The 21,994-nt window shown below is 67.9% G+C and carries 20 protein-coding genes; 9 read left to right on the forward strand and 11 right to left on the reverse strand.

The features are described 5' to 3' along the window. Positions 1-7: 7 nt before the first annotated feature. Positions 8-829 carry a hypothetical protein gene (locus CEK29_RS00635; protein WP_094857070.1) on the reverse strand — a complete coding sequence of 274 codons (822 nt, stop codon included), beginning with the start codon at positions 827-829 and terminating at the stop codon, positions 8-10. A gap of 126 nt (positions 830-955) precedes the next feature. On the opposite strand from CEK29_RS00635, the gene CEK29_RS00640 reads away from it, so the two are divergent. Further along, positions 956-1,219: a hypothetical protein gene (locus CEK29_RS00640; RefSeq protein WP_094857071.1), complete on the forward strand. Its 264-nt coding sequence runs from the start codon at positions 956-958 to the stop codon at positions 1,217-1,219. Between the two features lie 5 nt (positions 1,220-1,224). Then, positions 1,225-1,695: a YaiI/YqxD family protein gene (locus CEK29_RS00645; RefSeq protein WP_094798296.1), complete on the forward strand. Its 471-nt coding sequence runs from the start codon at positions 1,225-1,227 to the stop codon at positions 1,693-1,695. 3 nt (positions 1,696-1,698) lie between these two features. On the opposite strand, the gene CEK29_RS00650 is transcribed toward CEK29_RS00645, so the two are convergent. Beyond that, positions 1,699-2,427, reverse strand: a complete 729-nt coding sequence (locus CEK29_RS00650; protein WP_255176029.1) for a GntR family transcriptional regulator — start codon at positions 2,425-2,427, stop codon at positions 1,699-1,701. A 185-nt stretch (positions 2,428-2,612) separates the two neighbouring features. Between CEK29_RS00650 and CEK29_RS00655 the strand changes: the two genes are divergently transcribed. The 5 genes from CEK29_RS00655 to CEK29_RS00675 are packed head-to-tail and all read left to right on the forward strand — an operon-like array spanning position 2,613 to position 7,748. Beyond that, positions 2,613-3,587: a Bug family tripartite tricarboxylate transporter substrate binding protein gene (locus CEK29_RS00655; protein ID WP_094798298.1), complete on the forward strand. Its 975-nt coding sequence runs from the start codon at positions 2,613-2,615 to the stop codon at positions 3,585-3,587. Between the two features lie 18 nt (positions 3,588-3,605). Then, positions 3,606-4,748: a mandelate racemase/muconate lactonizing enzyme family protein gene (locus tag CEK29_RS00660; RefSeq protein ID WP_094798299.1), complete on the forward strand. Its 1,143-nt coding sequence runs from the start codon at positions 3,606-3,608 to the stop codon at positions 4,746-4,748. A 4-nt stretch (positions 4,749-4,752) separates the two neighbouring features. Next, positions 4,753-5,637: a fumarylacetoacetate hydrolase family protein gene (locus CEK29_RS00665; protein ID WP_094857073.1), complete on the forward strand. Its 885-nt coding sequence runs from the start codon at positions 4,753-4,755 to the stop codon at positions 5,635-5,637. A gap of 3 nt (positions 5,638-5,640) precedes the next feature. Next, the gene (locus CEK29_RS00670) at positions 5,641-6,588 is read left to right on the forward strand and encodes an NAD(P)-dependent oxidoreductase (RefSeq protein ID WP_094857074.1); all 948 of its coding nucleotides are present in this window, start codon (positions 5,641-5,643) and stop codon (positions 6,586-6,588) included. Positions 6,589-6,605: 17 nt separating this feature from the next. Next, complete coding sequence (locus tag CEK29_RS00675) at positions 6,606-7,748, forward strand: mandelate racemase/muconate lactonizing enzyme family protein (RefSeq protein ID WP_094798302.1); 1,143 nt, start codon at positions 6,606-6,608, stop codon at positions 7,746-7,748. A 78-nt stretch (positions 7,749-7,826) separates the two neighbouring features. Here the strand turns inward: CEK29_RS00675 and CEK29_RS00680 are convergent, their stop codons facing one another. The 4 genes from CEK29_RS00680 to CEK29_RS00695 all read right to left on the reverse strand — a co-directional run bounded on the left by CEK29_RS00680 (position 7,827) and on the right by CEK29_RS00695 (position 12,867). Then, on the reverse strand, positions 7,827-8,786 hold the full coding sequence (locus CEK29_RS00680; RefSeq protein ID WP_094857075.1) for a Bug family tripartite tricarboxylate transporter substrate binding protein: 960 nt from the start codon (positions 8,784-8,786) through the stop codon (positions 7,827-7,829). A gap of 56 nt (positions 8,787-8,842) precedes the next feature. After that, the gene (locus CEK29_RS00685; RefSeq protein ID WP_094798304.1) at positions 8,843-10,045 is read right to left on the reverse strand and encodes a CaiB/BaiF CoA transferase family protein; all 1,203 of its coding nucleotides are present in this window, start codon (positions 10,043-10,045) and stop codon (positions 8,843-8,845) included. An 82-nt stretch (positions 10,046-10,127) separates the two neighbouring features. After that, positions 10,128-11,273, reverse strand: coding sequence for an FAS1-like dehydratase domain-containing protein (locus CEK29_RS00690; protein ID WP_094798305.1), 1,146 nt, complete (start codon positions 11,271-11,273; stop codon positions 10,128-10,130). 22 nt (positions 11,274-11,295) lie between these two features. After that, positions 11,296-12,867: an acyl-CoA synthetase gene (locus CEK29_RS00695; protein ID WP_094857076.1), complete on the reverse strand. Its 1,572-nt coding sequence runs from the start codon at positions 12,865-12,867 to the stop codon at positions 11,296-11,298. A gap of 165 nt (positions 12,868-13,032) precedes the next feature. Between CEK29_RS00695 and CEK29_RS00700 the strand changes: the two genes are divergently transcribed. Both CEK29_RS00700 and CEK29_RS00705 read left to right on the forward strand, forming a co-directional pair. Next, positions 13,033-13,827, forward strand: a complete 795-nt coding sequence (locus tag CEK29_RS00700; protein ID WP_094798307.1) for an IclR family transcriptional regulator — start codon at positions 13,033-13,035, stop codon at positions 13,825-13,827. 2 nt (positions 13,828-13,829) lie between these two features. Then, a complete protein-coding gene (locus CEK29_RS00705; RefSeq protein ID WP_094857077.1) occupies positions 13,830-14,285 on the forward strand; it encodes a PaaI family thioesterase in 456 nt (151 codons plus the stop codon). A 51-nt stretch (positions 14,286-14,336) separates the two neighbouring features. On the opposite strand, the gene CEK29_RS00710 is transcribed toward CEK29_RS00705, so the two are convergent. The 5 genes from CEK29_RS00710 to CEK29_RS00730 all read right to left on the reverse strand — a co-directional run bounded on the left by CEK29_RS00710 (position 14,337) and on the right by CEK29_RS00730 (position 21,820). Beyond that, positions 14,337-14,516: a DUF3606 domain-containing protein gene (locus tag CEK29_RS00710; protein ID WP_094798309.1), complete on the reverse strand. Its 180-nt coding sequence runs from the start codon at positions 14,514-14,516 to the stop codon at positions 14,337-14,339. A 209-nt stretch (positions 14,517-14,725) separates the two neighbouring features. Beyond that, positions 14,726-18,475, reverse strand: coding sequence for a trifunctional transcriptional regulator/proline dehydrogenase/L-glutamate gamma-semialdehyde dehydrogenase (gene putA / locus CEK29_RS00715; RefSeq protein ID WP_255176030.1), 3,750 nt, complete (start codon positions 18,473-18,475; stop codon positions 14,726-14,728). 192 nt (positions 18,476-18,667) lie between these two features. After that, complete coding sequence (locus CEK29_RS00720) at positions 18,668-19,207, reverse strand: GAF domain-containing protein (RefSeq protein WP_094857079.1); 540 nt, start codon at positions 19,205-19,207, stop codon at positions 18,668-18,670. Further along, a complete protein-coding gene (locus CEK29_RS00725; protein WP_094857080.1) occupies positions 19,204-20,559 on the reverse strand; it encodes an MFS transporter in 1,356 nt (451 codons plus the stop codon). Before CEK29_RS00725 ends, CEK29_RS00720 begins: the two co-directional genes overlap by 4 nt. Before the next feature lie 31 nt (positions 20,560-20,590). Next, positions 20,591-21,820 (reverse strand): metal-dependent hydrolase family protein, encoded by a 1,230-nt coding sequence (locus CEK29_RS00730; RefSeq protein WP_094857081.1) that lies wholly within the window; start codon positions 21,818-21,820, stop codon positions 20,591-20,593. Positions 21,821-21,994 lie beyond the last annotated feature (174 nt).

Here is a 21,994-nt window from a genome sequence, read left to right on the forward strand (position 1 = left end):
CGCGCCCCTACTCGTTATCCATCGACACCAGCGCGATCGGAATCAGAAACTGGCCGTCTTCGTACGGCAGCGTGTAACGGTGGCGCGTGGTGGCGACGGTGGCTTCGACGCATTCGCCGTTTTTCTCGTCGGCGCGCGTGGTGGTGGCGACTTCGGTAGCCATCAGGTTGCGGCCGCTCATCGCGAGCGTGCGCCGGGTGCGGATGAATTCGCCTTTGCAGCGCGTGTCGTATTCGCCCTGAAGCCGCTCCATCGACACGCCGTCCAGCGCCATGCGCAGCGAGTCGCCCTCGGGCACGAACAGACGCAGACTGGTTTCCTGGAAGGGGTTCGGCTGTGAGCCGTTGGCGCGCGCGATGCGCACACCGAACGCACGCTTGCCGTCGACGCTGTAGCGCGCCGTATCGAGCGTCACGTCGAAGATGCGGACGGCGTCGTCCGTCATCAGGCCGGTGATGCGCAGCGACTGGCGCACCTGCAGGGTGTGGGCATCGAGCACGTACAGCCCCAGGTCGCCCGTGTTGCCGTCGTCGCTCTCCGGCACATCGGCCAGCACGGGCACCGCGGCGAGCATGAGATTGCTGTCCGCGGGCCAGACCTTGCAGGCCACGCGCGGCACGCTCTCGAACTCGCGCAGCGGAATGCGCGCCATGCTGTGGCTGTCACCCAGCGGCATACGCCCGTTGGCGTCGGGACCGCTCGCGCTCGGCCAGATCGCTCGCACGATGTCGGCGGCCTGGGGGCACGGCGTGGCGGCGTGCGCGGCGCTGGCGCACAGCGTGGCGGTCAGCGCGAGGGTGATGGAGCAGGCGGAGAAAAAACGGGGCATGACAATAGAGGCGGATGAGAGCCATGACATCTTAGGGGGAGTGGACTTGTCGCGAAACCCTCGCGATGTCGCGACAGGCGCTTGCCCGCATTGCGCTTATGATGGCGCACTCTGTCAGGAATTCTCATGAACAAATTCGAACTCGAAAAGAACAAGTCGCTCAAGGTCGTGGGCCAGCTCAAGCAATCCAGCACGCCGGGCCGTTTCGGTGGCGACGCCGTGCCGGATCGCCGCGAGCAGCGCAAGCTGGATCAGGCCGCGGGTCTGGTGCCGTTTCCGCTCAAGCTCACGCAGGCCCAGGCCGACCGCGTGCGTGCCATCGCGCAGGAGCGCGGCGTGTCCACCAACGAGGTGGTGGCCGAGCTGCTGCAGAAAGCGCTGGACGCCTGAGGCTCATGCATATCTGGGTCGACGCGGACGCCTGCCCCGCGGTCATCAAGGACATCCTGTTCCGCGCTTCGCAGCGCTGGCAGGTGCCGCTGACGCTGGTGGCCAACCAGATGCTGCGCACGCCGCCCTCGCCCCTGATCCGCGCCGTGCAGGTGCCGCGCGGGTTCGACGTGGCGGATGCGCACATCACGACCCATGCGCAGGCCGGGGATCTGGTCATCACGGGTGACATCCCGCTGGCCGCCGACGTCCTGGCCAAGGGGGCGATGGCGCTCAATCCGCGCGGCGAACGCTATTCGCCCGAGACCATCCGCGAGCGCCTGGCGTTGCGCGACATGATGGAAGAGCTGCGCTCGAGTGGCGTGGATACGGGCGGGCCCTCCGCCTTCAGTCAGTCCGACCGCAAGGCATTCGCCAACCAGCTCGACGCGCTGCTCGCGCGTCTGGCGCGCCAGCAGCCCAAACCGGCCGACTGAGCCTTAATGCCGGCCGGATTCCTGCATCAGCAATCCATGGATGTACCGGCCCGCTTCGAGAATGTCGTCGCGGATCGCCTGGGCCACGCCCTGCGCGTCGCGCGCGGCCAGGGCTTCGACGGCCGCCGCGTGGTGATCGGTGGCCTTCAGGTGCGGCACGTACTCCGGCAGCACCATGTTGAGCACCGGCCCGCAGCGCAGCCACAGCGTCTCGATGCTGTCCTGGATCACGTCCAGACCGCTCAGCCCGTAGAGATGGAAATGAAAGCGCCGGTGCACGTCGAGATAGCCCTGGCGCGGCTCGGCGTCGATCAGCTGCGCCATGCGCGCGTGCAGACCACGCATCGTCTGCACGTCGTCGTCGGTGGCATGGGCCACCGCGTCGTGCGCGGTGCGTGACTCGAGCTCGGCCCGCATGATCACCAGCTGCTGGAACACGCCCGCGTCGACGTGGGGCACGGTCGCGCCGCCGCCCTGGCCGCCGGTGCCGCGCTCGAGGATGCGCTCGGCGGTGAGGCGGTTCACGGCGTCGCGCACGGGTGTCAGGCTGATACCGAGCTCGGCGGCGACCTCGCGCAGCACGATGCGGTGCCCGGGCGCGTAGCGGCCGTTGAGCAGCGCTTCGCGCAGCGCCGCATAGGCGCGATCCCAGAGCGTCTCGCGCTCCAGCGGACGCAGGATCGCGGTCCGTTTGGGGGCTTGCACGCCAGGCTGACGGGAAAAATCGGGCACGGAAACTTCCTCTGCAGATAGGGGCCGCGGATGCGCACATTCTCGCATTACGTGCTGCGCCGCATGATCGATGGTGATTGTTGTTTGTTATAACGAATGATAGAGTAAGTCTCGAGTACCCACAAAAACAGCCCTGAGAGGCGGTTCACGAAGCGTCCTCATGGCGACTTTCGGAGGAGACTGAAATGTCGGTTCTGTCCAAGCTGATCCTGGGCGTGTCCGCCCTGGCGTGCTGCAGCATCCCGTTGGCAAATGCCGCGGACAAGACGTATCCGGCCCGGGAGATACGCTTCGTCGTTCCCTGGAATGCCGGCGGCTCCAACGACATCGCGGCGCGCATGCTGCAACAGCTGATCAGCGAGCAGGGCGTGACGGTCGTGGTCGAGAACGCGCCCGGCGCCACCGGCGCGATCGGCATGACCAAGGTCGCCAACGCGGATCGCGACGGCTACACGGTGGGCATGGGGACGAGTTCCACGCTGGCGCAGATCGCACAGAACCTCACGCCGCTGCGCAACGAGCAGTTCACCCACATCGCGCGGGTGTCCACCGATCCGCTGATGCTGCTGGTGCCGGCCGACGGGCCCGCCACGCTCGAGGCCTTCCTGGCCGAGATGAAGAAGAATCCCGGCAAGGTTTCGATCGGCACGCCCGGCAACAACAACCTCAATCACATCTTCGCCGAAATGACGGCGCGCGCCGCCGGCGTGCCTTACGTCAACGTGCCCTACCCCGGCGGCTCGCGCGTGATCGCCGATCTCTCGGGCAAGCAGATCAACGCGGCCGTGCTCAAGCCCTCGGAGAGCAAAGGCCAGATCGACGCCAAGCATGTGAAGCCGATCGCGGTGTTCGCCAACGAGCGGCTCGCGCTCTATCCCGACGTGCCGACCCTCAAGGAAAAAGGCTACGACGCATTCCCCTACGGGCCGCTGGTGCAGATGGCCTATGTGGTGGCGCCCGCGGGCATCCCCGATGACGTGCGCAAACGCCTGATCGAGATCTTCGACAAGGCCATCCAGAGCGAGAAATTCAAGACCTTCGCCACGCAGAACGGGTTCCTGGTCGACGACAAGACCGGGGCCGCGCTGGACAAGGAAGTGCAGGGGGTGCAAACCACCCTGAACGACGTCGCCAAGAAAGTATTCGTGTCCGCCAAATAAGCATCCTGGGAGCAAACAGTGAGTCAGATCAAGAAAGTCACCTGCCATGTCGTCAGCGCACCGGTCGAGCGGCCGTTCACGTCGTCGCGCGGCTGGCTCTACAAGCAGCGCGGCTCGTGCATCGTGGAGATCGAGACGGCCGACGGCATCGTGGGCTGGGGCGAGTGCTACGGGCCTTCTCAGGTGGCGCGCGCCTACATCGAGTCGCAGTATGCCGCCCGCATCATCGGGCGCGATGCGTTTGACGTGGAGGTCATCTGGGAAGACCTCTACAACCGCATCAAGGACTACGGCAACAAGGGCATGGCGATCTCGGCCCTGAGCGGCATCGACATCGCGCTGTGGGACATCATCGGCAAGAGCTGCGGCAAGCCGATCCACAAGCTGATCGGGGGCGCCTACCGCACCGAGGTGCAGTCGTATGCGACCGGGCTGTATTTCATCGATATGGACCGCCTCATCGAGGAAGCCGTGGAAGAGGCCCAGGGCTATGTGGCCGAAGGCTTCACCGCGATCAAGATGAAGATCGGCCTGGGCTCGCCCAAGCTGGACCTCGAACGTGTGCGTGCCGTGCGCGAAGCGGTGGGCGGCGATGTGCGCCTGATGGTGGATGCCAACCATTGCTTCACGGTGCCCGCCGCGATCCGTCTGGGCCGCGAACTCGAGAAGCTCGACGTGGAGTGGTTCGAGGAGCCGATCTCGCCCGAAGACCTCGACGGCTACGTGGAAGTGACGCGTGCGCTCGACATGGCGGTGGCCGGCGGCGAGAACGAATTCACGCGCTGGGGCTTCCGCGACATCGTGGCCCGCAAGGCCATGGATATCGTGCAGCCCGACGTGTGCGCCGCTGGCGGGATCAGCGAGTGCCGCAAGATCGCGACCCTGGCCGCCGCGCACGGCGTGGAATGCGTTCCGCACGCCTGGGGCTCGGCGATCGGCCTGGCCGCCACCCTGCACTTCATCGCCGCGCTGCCGGATCAGCCTCCGAGCTTCCGCCCGATGCCGCCGCTGCTGGAGTTCGAGCAATGCGAGAACCCCTTCCGCGACCTGCTCACCGAAGAGCCCATCGTGCAGCATCGCGGCGTGGTGCAGATCCCGACCGGCGCGGGGCTGGGCATCGAGGTCAAGCGCGAGATCATCGAACGCTACAAGGTGGCCTGATCCCATGAAGTTCGTGACGTTTGTCTGCGAGGACGGGCAGCCGCGTCCTGGGTTTCTGTCGGCCGGCGACAGCGAGGTGGTGGACGCGCGGCATGCCGACGGGCCGGCATGGGCCCGTGCCCTGCCGCCCGCGTTGATCGACTGGATCGACCTGGGCTTGTCGGCGCTGGCCGCGAAGCTGGCCGACAGCACCTATCCGCCGCAAGCCCGCCGGCCGGTGTCGAGTGTGCGGCTGCTGGCCCCGCTGCCGCGGCCGGGCAAGGTGGTGGGCGCGGCCTTCAACTTTCATGACGCCCTGCGCGAACGCGGCATGGCCCCGCCCGAGGCGCCGGTGCTGTTCGTCAAGTCCGGACGCACGGTGATCGGGCCCGGCGAGGCCGTGCGCCTCGCGCCGGACGTGGGCAACGTGACCTACGAAGCGGAACTGGGCGTGGTGATCGGCAAGACAGCGCTGCGGGTGAGCGCGGAGACGGCGATGGATCATGTCGCCGGTTATCTCATCGTGAACGATGTGAGCGCCACCGATATGGTGCGCGCCGACAAGGGCTTCGTACGGGGCAAGAATCAGCCCACGTTCTGCCCGGTCGGGCCCTGGCTGGTCACGCCCGACGAGATCGCGGATCCGCACGCGCAGCCCATCATGCTGGAGCTCGACGGCGTGGTGCGACAGCAGGGCACGACCGCCGATCTGGTGTTCGATATTCCCGCGCTGATTGCCCACGCATCGACGCAGATGCCGCTGGATCCGGGCGACATCATCGCCACCGGCACGCCGGCCGGCGTAGCCGCGAACCATGAACCTCCCGCGTGGCTGCGGCCGGGGGCGCGCATGCGCGTCGTCCTGCCGGGTCTGGGCACGCTGGATACCCCTGTCATCGAGGACCGCTAGCCGATGCCTGACCTGCCTGTCGTTGCCCTGACGTCTTCCATTCATCCCGATGCGCACGCGCGGCTGGCCGCCGAGTGCGAGGTGCGCGTGGCCGCGGGGCCCGATGCCGACGCATTGCGCGCGGTGGTGCGCGAGGCCGACGGACTTATCGTGCGCAACCCTCTGCCCGAGGATATCTTCGACCACGCCCCGCGGCTGCGTGCCGTGATGCGCCACGGCGTGGGCCTGGACATGATTCCGGTGGAACGCGCCACCGCGCGGGGCATCGCGGTCGGCAATCTGCCGGGCTCCAATACCGCCGCGGTGGTCGAGTACTGCCTGGGCGCGATGCTGCAATTGCGCCGTGGCCTGAGCACCATGGACGCCGCGTTGCGCGGTCAGGGCTGGGCGCCCGCCCGCGCCATGGCCGAGCGCGGCACCGAGCTGCGCGGCACCACCTGCGGCATCGTGGGGGTGGGCACCATCGGCGCGCAGCTCGCGGCGCTGTGCCAGGCGCTCGGCATGCGCACCCTGGGGCTCACGCGCCGTCCCGACACCCTGCCCGCCGGCGTGCAGGCCGCCGACCTCGCCACGCTGATGCGCGAGTCGGACGTGATCGTGCTGTGTTGTCCGCTCACGCCGCAGACGCGCGGCCTGATCGATGCCGACGCGCTTGCGCTTGCGCGGCCCGACGCGATCCTGATCAACGTGGCGCGCGGTCCCGTGGTGGTTACCGCGGCGCTGGCCGACGCGCTGGCGCGCGGTGCGCTGGGCGGCGCCGCGCTCGACGCGCACGACATTCAACCCCTGCCCGCGGACGCCGCGATCCTGCACGCGCCGCGCACGCTGCTGACGCCGCACGTGGCGGGCAGCACCGCCACCAGCATGCGCCGCATGAGCGATGGCGCGGTGGACGACATGCTGCGCATGCTGCGCGGCCAGGCGCCATCCCATCCCGTGAATACCCCCTGATTCCTTTCGGAGCTCTCATGAAGATCATCGATATCAAGGCCGTCCCGATCTCCTTTCCGGTGCCGGAGAACCGCTCGGTGCGGCTGGGCATCGGCCGCAGCGTGAAGCGCGACGCGGTGCTGGTGCGCGTGACGACCGACGAGGGCGTGTCGGGATGGGGCGAAGCGCATCACGGCCGTTGCCCGGGCGCGATCGCGCGCCTGATCGACACCACCTTGCGCGAGCTGGTGCTCGGCATGGATGCGCTCGACAACGTCGGAGTGACGGCGCGCGTGCTCAAGATGCAGTTCGCCAGCCATGGCATGGGCGCGGCGGCGGCGCTGGCGTTGAGCGGCCTGGATCTGGCGCTGTGGGATATCCGCTCGCAGGTCACGCAGTGGCCGCTGTACCGCCTGCTGGGCGGATCGGCCAAGCCGGTGAAGGCCTATGCCGGCGGCATCGCGCTCGGCTGGCAGCCCACGCAGCAGCTGGTGGACGAGGCCCGCGGACTGGTCGAGCTCGGCTATCGCGCGCTCAAACTGCGGGTGGGCGATTCGCCCAAACGCGACGTGGAGCGGGTGGAGGCCGTGCGCAAGGCCTTTGGCGACGACATCGAACTGCTGGTGGACGCGAACACCGGCTACAGCCTGGATGATGTGCGCCGCGTGATGCCCGCGTTCGAGGCGCTGGGCGTGGGCTGGCTCGAGGAGCCCTTCCCGGCGCACGATCACGATGCGTATGCGCGCGCCGCGAGGCTGGGCCGCGTGCCGCTGGCGGCGGGCGAGAACCACTACACGCGTTATGAGTTCGGGCCGCTGATGCAGGCGGGTCACGTAACCGCGATCCAGCCCGATCTGTCGAAGACGGGGGGCGTTACGGAGGCCATGCGCATTGCGGCCATGGCGGCGGCGCTCAAGCTCAGCATCAACCCGCATACCTCGGCCACGGCCATCAACATGGCCACCAGCATCCATTACCTTTGCGGCATCGACAACCCCGGCTACTTCGAGGCCGACGTCACGGTGCTGAATCCTTTCCGCGACGAACTTGCCGACCGCCTGCCGTACGAGCTCGATGCCGACGGCTGCGTGCGGCCGCTCGATGGCGTGGGCATCGGTCTGCGCATCGACGAAGACTTCATCGCCAGGCATCCGCTCATCGAAGGGCCCTGCTACGTGTAAGGCCACATCGAGCGAGCGCCGCGCCGTTGCGCGGCGGCCCGCGGCCCGCCCGGCCGACGCCCGGGCGGGCTTCGTCGCTCAGTCGGCCTTCAGTCCCGCTTCCTTGATGAGCGGCGCCCACTTCTTGCGTTCGCTCTGTGCGAACTGGCGCAGCTCGTCGGCGGAGCCGCCGGCGGGTTCGTGGCCCAGTTCGAGCAGGCGTTTGCGCACATCGGGTTGTTTGAGGATCTTCGCCAGCGCCTCGTTGAGCGTGGCGACGACGGCGGGCGGCGTGCCGCGTGGCACGTATACGCCATTCCATGCGATCACCTGAAAGCCGTCGACACCCTGGCCCGCCACCGACGGCACGCCGGGCAGCAGGGCCGATGGCTTGAGCGAGGTCACGCCGAGCGGGATGAGCTTGCCGCTATCGATGAAGGCGCGCGAGGCGCTCACGGTATCGACGGCCACGCCGACCCGGCCGCCGATGAGGTCGGTCATGGCGGTGCTCGAGCCCTTGTACGGAATACCGGCGATGCGCGTGGAGGTCTGCTTTTCGAGCAGCTCCAGCACCAGCCGCGCGGTGGTGCTCGGCAGCCCCACATCCACCGCGTCGGGCTTGGCGCGTGCCGCCGCCAGCAGGTCCTGCAGCGATTTGTAGGGCGAGCCCGGCGGCGTGAGCAACACCATCGGGAACGAGCTCACGAGGATCACCGGTTCGAAGTCCTTTTCGGGATCGAACGGCAGCGTGCTGTACAGATACTGGTTCAGGACATGGGTGCCGTTGGTGCCCATGAGAATGGTGTAGCCGTCGCCGTGGGCTCGGCCGACCTCGGCGGTGCCGATGTTGCCGCCCGCGCCGGGGCGGTTTTCGACGACGAAGGTCTGGCCCAATGCGCGGCCCAGATGTTCGGCCAGGAAGCGCGTCGCCACGTCCGTGCCCTGCCCGGCCTGATACGGCACGATGACACGCACGGGTTTGGCGGGATAGGTGTCGGCCCACGCGGGCCGCAGGCAGGCCACGGCGGCCAGCAGCGCCGCGCTCAACAGTGATTTCATGATTTGTCTCCGGGTGGATGGATCAGGCTTTTTTGTTGTGCTACCCGCCGCCACGTCTAGGTGGCGGACGGCAAGGCGCCGCACGCGCGCAATTGCGCGATGCGGTCCGGGTCGTACCCGGCCTCCTGCAGAATCTCCTCGGTGTGTTCGGCGTAACGCGGGGGCGCGCGGCCCGGGGCGCCCGGCGTGCGGCAGAGCTGATTCGGCAGGCCCACGCCGTGATAACCGTCGCCGTCGACGCGCATCGCGGCCGCATGCGGCTGCGCGAACGCCTCGGGCACGGTATTGACCGGACCCGCCGGCACGCCCAGCCCCATCAAGGCCTGACACAGCCCCTGGCGGTCCCGGTCGCGCAGCGCCGCTTCGATCGCCTCGCGCAGACTGTCGCGATGCGCCAGGCGGCCTGCGTTGTGGGCGTAGCGCTCGTCGGCCAGCACCTCGGCCAGGCCGAGGTAGTCGCAGAATCGCCGGAACTGCCGGTCGTTGAGGATGCCGAGAAACACCGGGCCGTCGCGGCACTGAAACTTGTCGTACGGCGCGATGTTGGGATGTGCGCTGCCCAGCAGACGCGGCGCCTGGCCCGATTCCATCCAGTTGGCCGCATGCGGCACCAGCAGGCTGAGTGCCGTGTTGAAGAGCGTGGCCTCCACGCGCTGGCCGCGCCCGCTGCGATGGCGTTCGACCAGCGCCATCAGAATGCCGGTCATGGCGGTGTAGCCCGTCAGGTGATCCACGATCGGGATGCCGATGCGGGTGGGCCCGCAGGATGGCTCGCCATTCACGCTCATGAGCCCGCACATGGCCTGCAGGATGGCGTCGTAGCCCGGCAGGCCGCCCAGCGGCCCGGTGTCGCCGAAGCCGGAGATGGCGCAATAGATGAGGCGCGGAAAGCGCTCGGCCAGCGCCTGCTCGTAATCGAGGCCCCAGCGCGCCATGGTGCCGGGCATGAAATTCTCGACCAGCACGTCGGCGTCGTCGAGCAGGCGCAGAAGCACCTCGCGGCCCTCGGGGTGGGCCAGATCTAGCGAGAGCGCGCGCTTGCCCCGGTTGACGGCGCCGAAGTAGGCGGCGTCGCCCGAGGCCGCGAACGGCGGGCCCAGCGTGCGGGTCTCGTCGCCCGACGGCGGTTCGATCTTGATGACGTCGGCGCCATTGTCGGCCAGCATCTGCGTGCATAGCGGCCCGGCCAGCACGCGCGACAGATCGACGATCTTCAGACCGGCCAACGCGCCGGTCTGCGGTACGGAAGCTTCGGACATGGTCGCCTCCAAGCGATGGGCCCCGGCGCGAGCCGGGGTGTCCGGGGCCCCGGCGATGCCGGGGCGTCCGCAAAGACGCGGGTCAGCCGCGCGAAGGCAGCTCCACCACGCCGGTGCCGAGTACCGAAAGCTCGTCATCCTGGTTGCGCGCCTCCTGCTCGATCTCGACCAGGTGCTTGCCGTCTTCGATGTACTTGCGCTTGACCCGGCCCTTGAAGAACAGCATATCGCCCTCGGGGTTGTGGCGGCGGATCTTGCAATGCGATTTGCGCAGGAACCCGTCGTCGCCCATCCAGTTGGTGAGGTGATGCGTCAGCCAGGAGTTGCGTTCGGGACCGTAGTCGTAGGCGCCCGGCGCGCCGACCTCGAGCGCGAAGTCTTCTTCCCAGTGGACGCGCTCGGGCACGTCCGGAATGCCGAAGCGGTTGGTGATGCCCACGCCGGGGTGCGCGTCGATCAACTGCCACGCGATCTTGTTGGCGCGGATGTACAGGCCGCCCCAGCCCTGCGCGAAGGCGATGAAGCCCGTGACGGTCATGGGGCCCTTGAACAGCACGGGCAGCTCCTCGCCTTCGGTCACGTCTTCCCAGTAACGCGTGTTGGCGCCGCGCACCTCTTCCTGCGCATAGAGCTTGTAGGCCTCGCGGATCTCTTCTTCGCTGTAACGGCGCGGCTCGCGCGCGCGCACTTCCTTGTATTTGCTGCCTTGCTCGCGGGCATGGTCGCGCTCGGTGCGGAAGCACCAGCTGTCGGCCTCGGCCACCTTGTCGCCCTCCTGGTTGAAGAAGTCGACGTGGTAGATCTGCTGCACGGCGCGGCCCGCGAAGCGGGTCTGGTGCTCGATCAGGTCTTTGAGATGGGCCTCGGTGGAGATCGTGTCGTTGCGGCGCACGGGCTTGTGCCAGGTCCAGTCGGCGCCCGACCACATCGCATGCACGCCGGGCAGGCCGCCCACATAACCCGACACGATGCGGCTGGTCGAGAAGAGAAAGCTCGGCAATGCCACGATGCCGCCGTAGCGCGTGCCCGCGGCGTATTCCGGATCGCACCACAGAGGGTTGTCGTCGCCGATGCCGTGCGCGTAATGACGGATGTTGTCGCGCGTGGCCTCGTAGCACCAGGGCTCGGCGGTGGCGCCGATCTTGACGCCGATGCGGTCGCGCAGCTCTTCGAGCCCGCGCTCGGTGATCTTGGGAAAACTTCTGGGCGTTTGCGTCTGGGTCAACATGATGTCTCCGTAGCGTTATTCGTCATTGCACGGCGGCGGCCGTGGCGGGGGATGCAACAACTTCCTGCTCACGCAATTTCTTGCGATGGATCTTGCCGGCCGGGGTCTTGGGCAGTTCGGCCACGAAGGCCACCTGACGCGGGTACTCGTGCTGGCTCAATTGGGTGCGGACGGCGTCCTGGATTTCCTGGATGAACTGCGCATCGCCGGGGCGACGTGCCACCACGAAGGCCTTTACGACCTGGCCGCGCAGCGCGTCGGGCACGCCGATCGCGGCGGCCTCGGTCACGTCGGGATGCTTGAGGATGGCGTCTTCGACCTCGACGGCGCTGATGGTCCAGCCCGCCGAGATGATCACGTCGTCGGCCCGCCCGCCATGCCAGAAGTAGCCGTCGTCGTCGACGCGGCCGAGGTCTTTGGTGGGGACCCAGGCGCCGCGACGCCACAGCTTGATTTCGCCGGTGACGCCCGGTGCGCAGGGCGCGCCGTGGGCGTCCTGCACTTCGACGCGCAGGCCCGGCACGGGCTTGCCCAGGGAGCCGGGCTTGACCGGAAAGTCGGGTGCGCCGGGGTAGTTCACCAGGCAAACGCCGATCTCGGTGGTGCCGTACATGCTGCAGGCCGGCCGGCCGAAGGTCTGCGCGACGAACTCGGCGGTTTCGCTGTCGATGGGCTCGCCGGTGAACGAGAGCTTTTGCAGGTGATAGCGGAACTGGGGCGCGGCGCCCGAGTTGCGCATCATGCGGTAGTGCGTGGCGGCCGCCGAGAGGTTGGTGAAGCGATGATCCTGCAGCGCGCGCAGCAGGCGCTCTGCCTGATATTTGCCGGCGTAGGCGCCGATCGTGACGCCGAGGGCGAGCGGCGCGAGCGTGCCGTGCCACAGGCCGTGACCCCAGGCGGGCGACGACGGACACATGAACCGATCGCCGGGCCGCACGCCGGTGCCGTAGAGCGTGGCGAGCATCAGCGTGACCAGCGCCCGATGCGTGTGCTTGACGGCATCGGGCAGCTCGCGCGTGGTGCCGGAGGTGTACTGAAAGATCGCCAGATCGTCGGCGCGCGTGGCGGGCGCGTAGTGATCGGGCAGGTGCGAAAGCCCCGGCAGAAAGCCGGCGTCGGCCACGATCACCTCGAGCCCGGGCAGGGCCGGTACCTGCGCCGCCTTCTCGGCGTTAGTGATGAGCAACCGGGGCCGGCAGTCTTCGATGCGCAGCCGGATGCCGTCGGGGCCGAACAGCGTGAAGAGCGGCACCGCGATGGCGCCGTGCTTGATGGCGCCGAACAGCGCGACGTAGAACTCGCGCGACGGCTCCAGCATGACGGCCACGCGGTCGCCGGGTTCGATGCCGCGTGCGGCGAGGGCATGCGCGAAGCGGGCGGAATCGCGTGCCAGTGCGTCGAAGCCGATCTCTTCGTCGGTGCCGTCGGCCTTCACCAGGATGATGGCGGGGCGATCGGCGCCGGCGTGGCGATCGATGCACTCGTGTGCGATGTTCATCTGCGCCTTGTCGCCGTCGAACAGCTCCCACAGTTTGTCGGGAGAGCAATGCGCCTGCGCATCTGCGTAACTGAGGTACTCCGTCAATCGGGTCATGACGTTATGGCTCCTCGTGCTGGTGAGGCTCACTTTGCGCGCCGGCCGGATAATTGTCAATAGCGTCCATGAATTGTATATATACAATTAACCGGAGTGCGTCGGGGTACGGTCGCGCCGGATTCCGGCGTATCCTGTGCCATCGACGAACGGAGATTCCTGCGCATGACTGAAGTGACCGAAGCCCGCGAGAAGCCCGGCCCGCGCATTCGAGAAGTGCCCGCGGTGACGCGCGCCATCGCCATCCTGCGTCTGCTCGGACGCGGCGGCGAGCCGCTCACCTTGAAAGCCATCTCGCAAGAGCTGGACATGGTCACCAGCACCTGCCTGCACATCCTGCGCGTGCTGGTGGACGAGGGGCTGGTCAAGGTCGATGCGGGTAGCAAGCGCTACAGCCTCGGCGTGGGCATGCTGACGCTGGCGCGCAGCGTGATCGAAAGCAGTCCGTTTCCGGCCTTGGCGCAGCCGGTGCTCGACCGCCTGTCGCGCGATGCCAACGTGACCGCGATCGGCGTGGAGATCGCGGGCCAGGATCACATGGTGGTGCTGGCGCTGTCGCGCTCGCATGCGCCCTTCCGCCTGCACGTGGATGTGGGCAGCCGGTTTCCAGCGCTCATCAGCGCCACCGGCCGGCTGGTGGCCGCCTACGGTGGCATGAGCGATGCCGAAGTCGAACGCCGCTTCAAGGCGCTGCGCTGGGATCAGGCGCCCGATATCGATAGCTGGCGCAAAGACGTGGAGCAGGCGCGCCGCAAGGGCTACAGCATCGACCGGGGCAACTATATCGATGGCGTGACCGTGCTGGCCGTACCGGTGCTCGACAGCCAGGGCCGTCTGTCGCATTCGCTGGTGGCCGCGGCGCTGTCGACCCAGCTCGGCGCGGCCAAGGCGCAGTCGCTGGCCAAAGAGATGCAGCACGAGGCGCAGAGCCTGTCGCACATGCTGGCGGCGCGGAGTTGACGATGAGCGAACACACGCAACAACACGATGACGCCTCGGCAGAGGCGCGCGACGCATTGCGCGCCGCCGGCTGGACGGAGCGCGAGGGAATCGGATTCTCGGCGCACGTGGGCCCGATCTGGTCGCGCCAGGAAGGCGACGCGTGGGCCTACGGACTGCTCACGGGTCCGCAGCATGCCAATCGCGCGGGACTCGTGCATGGCGGTCTGATTGCCACGCTGATGGATCAGGGGCTCAGTGCGATCGCCTGGGAAGCCGTACAACGCCAGCCCTGCGTGACCGTGCAGCTGGACACGCACTATTTGTCCGCGGCGCGGCCCGGGCAATTTCTCGAGGCGCGCGGACGCGTCACGCGGGTGACGGCGAGTCTGGTGTTCGTGCAGGGCGAGATCACGGCCGAGGGACAGGCCGTATCCAGCGGTTTGGCGATACTCAAGCGCATCCGCCAGCGCGGCTGAGCGGCGCGGGGGCCGGCAGGCATTGCGCCCACCGCCCAGCGGCTTGGCCGCTCAGCTGCGTTGCAGGTACGCCTTGACCTTCTCCACGGAGGTGCCGGCCTGGGTGACCGCGTCGCGCAGCGCGTCTGTCGATACGCCGAGCTCTTTGGTCCAGTAATCGACTTCCCATTGCTCGCGCACATTGATGCGGCTGCGGTCCTGCGGCCCGCGGTTTTGCAGATCGTCGCTCATGGCTCACTCCAGGGGTTGAGGAGCCGCCTTCATCGCAATCGCCGTGCCTGTTACATCGCCGTTGAAGTGGCTGCCGTGGAACGGACGCCGTGGAACGGACGCCGTGGAACGGACCCCCTGGAGCGGCCGCCATCGCTGAGACCACGCGGCGCGGCGGGCGGGAAGGCCCGACGAGCACGGCGCACCCCGCTCACCTCCGCCGCGCCGTCTCACGCCATCGTCATCAGGCTCGCGTTGCCGCCCGCCGCGGCGGTGTTCACGCTCAGGGCGCGCTCATGCACGAAGCGCTCCAGCGGCACCCGCGTTTCGCCCGGCGCGAGGCCGGTCAGCGTTACGATCGCGCCCGGCCGGCGCGCCAGCTCGGCAAGCGTCGCCTGCAGCGCCGCCGCATCGCCGTGTTGCACGGCGGCGTCGAACGCGGCCTGGCTCGGATCGTGCGCCAGCGTGACGCGGGCACGCACCTCCTGCGGCAGGCGAGCGTAGAGCTGGGCGGCCTGCGCGTCGGCGCCAGGCCAGACGGCGCGGCTGCCGGCGGCCAGCACCGCGGCAAGCTGCGTGAGACGGTCGGCATCGGTGGCGGCGAGGCACAGCACGGCGTCGCGCGGCGTCAGGCGGTAAGTGTTGCGCTCACCGGTGGGGCCGGCCAGCTCGAACACGGCACCCGTGAACAGGGGCTGGGGCCGCGCCAGCGCCACACCCTGCGCCTGGCACCATTGCGCGAGCGCGGCGCAAGCGGCGGCGTCAAGCGTCCGATCCGGTGCCGCGCTCTGTGCCTGCACCGCAAAAGGCCGCGCGAGCGCGCGCTCGGGGCGTTCGGACAGCAGACGATAGAGATACAGCGGACCGCCCGCCTTCGGGCCCGTACCGGAGAGCCCTTCGCCACCGAACGGCTGCACGCCCACCACCGCACCCACGATGTTGCGATTCACGTAGACGTTGCCGGCATGCGCGCCGTCGACCACGCGTTCGATGGTCTCGTCGATGCGCGTGTGCAGACCGAGGGTCAGGCCGTATCCGGTGTTGCGGATGCGTGCGAGCAGGACGTCGAGCTCGGCGCGGCGGTAGCGCACCACATGCAGCACGGGCCCGAACACCTCGCGCTCGAGCTCGGCGATGTCGTTCAGTTCGATCAGCGTCGGCGCGATGAAGGTGCCCTGGCGCGAGCTTGCATCGCGCTGGCACAGCTGATGCACCGTGCGGCCCTTGGCGCGCAGGGCATCGATGTGGCGTTGGATGCCCGCCTGCGCGTCGGTATCGATGACCGGGCCGACGTCGTTGGCGATTTGTTCGGGATTGCCCAGACGCAACTCGGTCATCGCGCCCTTGAGCATCGTGATCAGTCGGTCGGCCGCATCTTCCTGCACGCACAGCACTCGCAGCGCCGAGCAGCGCTGGCCGGCGCTGTCGAACGCCGAGCTGACGACGTCCACCACCACTTGTTCCGTGAGCGCCGACGAGTCGACGATCATGGCGTTCTGCCCGCCGGTTTCGGCGATGAGCGGCACCGGCTGGCCGGCCGGCGTGAGGCGCTGCGCCAGCGTCTTCTGCAGGATGCGCGCGACCTCGGTCGAGCCGGTGAACATCGCGCCCTGGACGCGGGCGTCGCCGATCAACTGCGCCCCGACGGTCTCGCCGCGCCCCGGCAGCAGCTGTACGGCCGCACGCGGAATGCCGGCTTCCCACAGCAGGCGCACGGCCTGCGCCGCGATGAGGGGCGTCTGCTCGGCGGGCTTGGCGAGCACGGTGTTGCCGGCCGCGAGTGCCGCGGCAACCTGACCGGTGAAAATGGCCAGCGGGAAATTCCACGGACTGATGCAGGTGACCGGACCGAGCGGCGTGTGCGTGGCGGCGTCGAACTCGCTGCCGGCCTGCGCGGCGTAATAGCGCAGGAAGTCCACCGCTTCGCGGACCTCGGCGATGGCGTTGGCGTAGGTTTTACCGGCCTCGCGCACCAGGATGCCCATCAGGGGCACCATGTCCGCTTCCATCGCGTCGGCGGCGCGCAGCAGCGCCGCAGCCCGCTCGCTCGTGGCCGTGGCTGCCCACACCGGCGCGTAGTCATGCGCGGCGCGCAGCGCGGCGTCGGCCTCGGCGGCCGACGCTTCGCGCACGGCCCCGACCACGTCGCCATGGTCGGCGGGATTGATGACGGGCGCGCTGGTACGCAGCTCGCCCGCGAGGTCGCCGGCGGTCGCCTGCGCCAGCATCGGGCCGGCCTCGTAGGAGGCGCGCGACGCCGTGCGCAGCGTGGCGCTCAGCTCGGCCAGCGTCTGGTCGTTGGCCAGATCCAGGCCGCGCGAGTTGGCACGATCGATGCCATAGAGTTCGCGCGGCATGGGAATGCCCGGGTGCGACTCGCCGAGCGTGCGTTCGGCCTGCGCCAGTTGCTCGATCTGCGCCACGGGGTCCTGTACCAGCGCGGCGATCGGATAGTCGTGGTCGGCCACCTGATTGACGAACGACGTGTTCGCGCCGTTTTCGAGCAGGCGGCGCACCAGGTAGGCCAACAGGGTTTCGTGCGTGCCGACCGGGGCGTAGATGCGGCAGGGGCGGCCGAGCTTGCCCTCGGCCACCGGGCCCACCACCTGTTCGTAGAGCGGTTCGCCCATGCCGTGCAGACACTGGAACTCGTATTGGCCCGCGTGATAGGTCTCGGGGTCGGCGAGCTCGTACACCGTGGCCAGCGTCAGGGCGTTGTGCGTGGCGAACTGCGGATACACCGCGTCGGGCGCCGCCAGCAGCTTGCGCGCGCAGGCGATGTACGACAGATCGGTGTAGGGCTTGCGGGTGTAGACAGGGTAGTCGTCCATGCCGTCGAGCTGGGCGCGCTTGATTTCGCTATCCCAGTAGGCGCCCTTCACCAGTCGCACCATCAGGCGCTGACCGCTGCGGCGCGCCAGATCGATGACGAAGTCGATCACGTAGGGGCAGCGCTTCTGGTAGGCCTGGATCACGAAGCCGATGCCCTTCCAGCCTTGCAGCTCGGGCTCGAAGCAGAGCATCTCGAGCAGGTCGAGCGAAAGCTCCAGGCGGTCGGTCTCCTCGGCATCGATGTTCAGGCCGATGTCGTATTGCCGCGCGAGACGGGCCAGCGCGAACACGCGCGGATAGAGCTCGGTCATCACGCGCTGCACCTGGGCGCGGCTGTAGCGCGGATGCAGTGCCGACAGCTTGATCGAGATGCCCGGACCTTCGTACACGCCGCGGCCCGCGGCGGCGCGGCCGATGGCGTGGATCGCCTGCTCGTAATCGTTGTAATAACGCTGGGCGTCGGCCGCCGTGAGCGCGGCCTCGCCCAACATGTCGTAGGAATAACGAAACCCCTGGGCTTCGAGCGACTGCGCATGCGACAGCGCCTCGGCCATGTTCTCGCCGGTGACGAACTGCTCGCCCATCATGCGCATCGCCATATCCACGCCCTTGCGGATGAGCGGCTCACCGCCGCGCGCGATCAGACGCGTGAGCGCGTTGCCCATGCCGCCCTCGCTGTGCGTGGCGACCAGCTTGCCGGTCAGCATCAGGCCCCAGGCGGCCGCGTTGACGAACATCGACGGGCTCTGGCCCACGTGTTCTTTCCAGTTGCCGCGGCTGATCTTGTCGCGGATCAGCAGATCGCGCGTCGCGGTGTCGGGAATGCGCAGCAGCGCTTCGGCCAGGCACATCAGGGCGATGCCTTCCTGCGACGACAGCGAGAACTCCTGCAGCAGGCCCTGGACCAGACCGGCCTTGCCGCCCGCGCTCTTGCGGGTCCGCAGGGCGGTGGCGATGCGTGTGGCGAGCGCCTGGCTGCGCTCGGCCTGCGTCGGGTGCAGCCGGGCACGCTCCAGCAGCCACGCGACGGCAACCGGCTCGGGACGGCGCCAGGCCAGCGTGATGGCCGCGCGCAGGGGCGTCTGCTCCGCCAGCGGCGTGATGTGGGTAAAGCGCTCGGCGCGGGGGGAGGACGATACGGTATTCATGGAGACAAACATCTGACAATGCGAGGGGCAGGATGGCGCGGCCGGGGCTTGGAGCGGCCGGGCGCGGGGATGCCACGAATGACGAAAGCGATTGCGGGACGGGGGTTCGGAACGGCGGGGTGCCAGACGCGGGAAAGCCGGACATCCCGAGGGATGGCCGGCGGTCTTGCTGGCGTGAAGCGCAACGCGGGATCAGACGCTGTCGAGCTGCGTCCGGTCCACGGCCAGGGCCTCGGCGCGGGCCGCTTCCACGGCCTGAAGAAACACCGGCGCGCACAGGCCGGCGATCACGGTCGCCAGGTCCAGGTCGGCCTGGTCATAGGCGTGGCGCCCCGCGAGCAGGTTGAGCGAACCGATGACCTTGCCCTGGTGGCGAACGGGAATGTTGAAGGCGGAGTGCAGACCGCGCTCGATCAGGAACTCGGCCTCGGAGAACACCGTGCGCACGTCGTCTTCGGTGCTGGCCACGCTGAACTCGCCCTGGTCGAGCACCTTGCGCGACCAGGGGCCGTTGCCGGTGGCCTTGAAGCCGCCCAGCGGGCTGATGGTCTCGTCGTTGGTGTAGAGCCGGCGCATCAGGCGCAGGTCTTCGAGGTAGACGAGGGCCGTGAGCAGCTGGTAGCCGAAGGCCTGTTCGAGCAGGGCCGAGATCGCGTCCCACTGGCCTTCGCGCGTTTGCGCCAGGGCCAGCGAGCGGGCGTGCGCGGCCCAGGGCTGGAAGGCGGCGCTCATCCGTTGATTTCCTCGAGCACCACGCCACGCGTGTTTTTGCCGTAGAACAGAATGCCCAGGCCGCCGATCAGCAGGATGCACGTCATCATGGCGAACACGCCGCCGAAGCCGAGTACCGGGTAGGCCACCCCCACGATGGTGGGCGACGCGATGGAGCCGATCCGGGCGAAGGCCGAGGCGGCGCCCATGCCGGTGGCGCGGATCGCGGTGGGATAGATCTCGGCGGTGTAGGTGTACTGACCCGCGATCACGCCGTTCATGCCGAAGGACAGCAGCATGCTGAGCAGGATGATCTGCGTTTCACCGGTGGCGAAGGCCAGACCCAGGGCGGCCAGGCACGACAGCAGCATGTACGCCAGGATGGTGTACTTGCGGCCGACCTTGTCGTTGAAATAGGCCGCCGAGAAGTAGCCCGGAATCTGCGCCAGGTAGATCAGGATGGTGTACGAGAAGCTCTTGGTGATCGTGAAACCGCGCTCGACCAGCAGGCTGGGAATCCACACCAGGAAGGCGTAGTAGCAGAACAGCACGGTGATCCAGAACACCCACACCAGCACGGTGGTGCCCAGGTAGCTCTTGGAGAACAGCGTGGCCAGCTTCTGCATGGCGGTCTGCTGCGGCTGCGCGGACACGGGCTGCTTGCGGGTCGAGACCGGCGGGGGCAGCGGGCGGCCGATGTGCTTCTGCACGTCGTTTTCGATCGCGGTGCAGATGCGGTCGGCCTCGGCGGTCTGGCCGGTGTGTTCGAGCCAGCGCGGCGATTCGAACAGCGACTTGCGCCACCACAACAGGAAGATCACCGGCACGGAGGCGATGATCATGATCCAGCGCCAGCCATCTTCGCTCATGGGCACGATGAAGTAGCCCAGCAGCGCCGACATCACGAAGCCGAACGAAAAGAAGCCGGCCAGCGCGCCGGTGAAGCGGCCGCGGTATTTGCTGCCTACGAACTCGGCGAGATACGGCGCAATGATGGCGCCTTCGGCGCCCATGCCGATACCGGCGATCATGCGCAGGATGTAGAACTCGTGATAGTTGCGTGCGAAGGCATTGATGAAGGTCGCCACGCAGAACAGCATCAGGGCGTACAGCATGACCCGCTTGCGGCCGTAGCGGTCGCCCAGAATGCCGGCGAACAGGGCGCCGACCAGGAAGCCGACGTAGGTGCTGCTGGCGATCCAGCCGATTTCACCGGTGGTGAGGCCCCACTGCGTGCGCAGCGACGGGATGATGAAGGCGATGATGCCGGCGTCCAGGGCCTCGAAGGCGAGACCCAGGCCGCCGATCAGCAGCAGCTTGAAGTGAAAGCGGCTGAAAGGTAGCCGCTCCAGGCGTTCCGAAACGGAAAACATGGGGTAAGTTCCGAGAAAAGTGAGGGAGACTTCAGCAGTCGTTCTTGTGCAGCAGGCCGCGGTTGACGATCAGCTTGATCGACTCGGGCTGCGTGAGCAGCGCGATGTCGTCCAGCGGATTGCCGTCGATCAGCAGCAGGTCGGCGTGGGCGCCCTCCACCACTTCGCCCAGCAGCCCTTCCTGGTTCAGGATTTCGGCGCCGATCAGGGTTGCCTGCTGGATCACCTTGGCGTTGCCCAGCACGCTGGCGCGCAGGGTGAGCTCTTCGGACTGCATGTAGTGCGTCTCGCCCAGCAGATCACTGCCGTAGCCCATCTTCACGCCCACTTCGTCGAGGATCTCGAGCGCGCGCAGGCCGTGCGTGCGCACCGTCGCGATCTTCTTCACCGAGTCCAGCGGCAGGCCGTAGCGCTCGCCGTCCTTGGCCAGGCCCTCGTAGGTGATGAGCGTGGGCACCATGTAGGCGTTGTGTTCCTTCATGACCTGCGCGGCGTCGTGGTCGACCAGATTGCCGTGCTCGATCGTGCGCACGCCGCAACGCACGGCGCGCGTGATGGCGCGCGGCGTGTAGGCGTGGGCCATGACATAGGTGTTCGCGTTGTTGGCTTCTTCGACGATGGCGACCAGCTCGGCCTCGGAGAAGCCGAGGTTCTGGATCGGATCGTTGGGCGAGGCCACGCCGCCGGAGGCCATCACCTTGATCTGCGTGGCGCCCTTCATGATTTCTTCGCGCACCGCGAGGCGGCAGTTGTCGACGCCGTCGACCACGCGGCCGATGTTGCCGATCTTGACCGAGCACGGGCAGGGATCGAGTTCGTCGTTGCGCTCACGGAAGTCGCCGTGGCCGCCTGTCTGCGACAGGGCCTTGCCCGAGCAGAACAGGCGCGGGCCATCGATGAGGCCGGAGGTCACGGCCTCGGCCAGTGCCCAGTCGGCGCCGCCCGCGTCGCGCACGGTCGTGAAGCCGCGGTCGAGCATGCCTTGCATGATGGGCAGGGCGCGCAGCAGCGCCAGCGCATTGGGCATGGCGGCCACGCGGCCGAGGTTGAACGACGATGCGACCACGTGGACGTGGCAGTCGATCATGCCGGGCATGAGGGTCTTGCCGCCGGCGTCGATCACGTCGGCGTCGGGGTGAGCCAGCTCGTCGGAACTGATGCGGGAAATCATCCCGTCTTCGAGCAGCACGTTCGATGGGCCATCGAGGACGAGTGTCCGGGTGTTGAGGATCCTGCAGTTTTTGACGATAACCGGCTTCATAAATCAACCACGTAAATGCGTTGCCAAGGCGTGAAAAAAATGGCAGTGCGAACTCTACCGGTACAATCCGGGGGTCCGATACCGGGTCTCCCCTTATGTGTTCGACACAATTAAGAAGGCCCCTATGACCTTTACTCATACCCTGCGATGAGACGTCGCTGCCCTACCATTTCC

It is taken from the genome of Bordetella genomosp. 5 (assembly GCF_002261475.1).
GTDB lineage: Bacteria > Pseudomonadota > Gammaproteobacteria > Burkholderiales > Burkholderiaceae_B > Bordetella.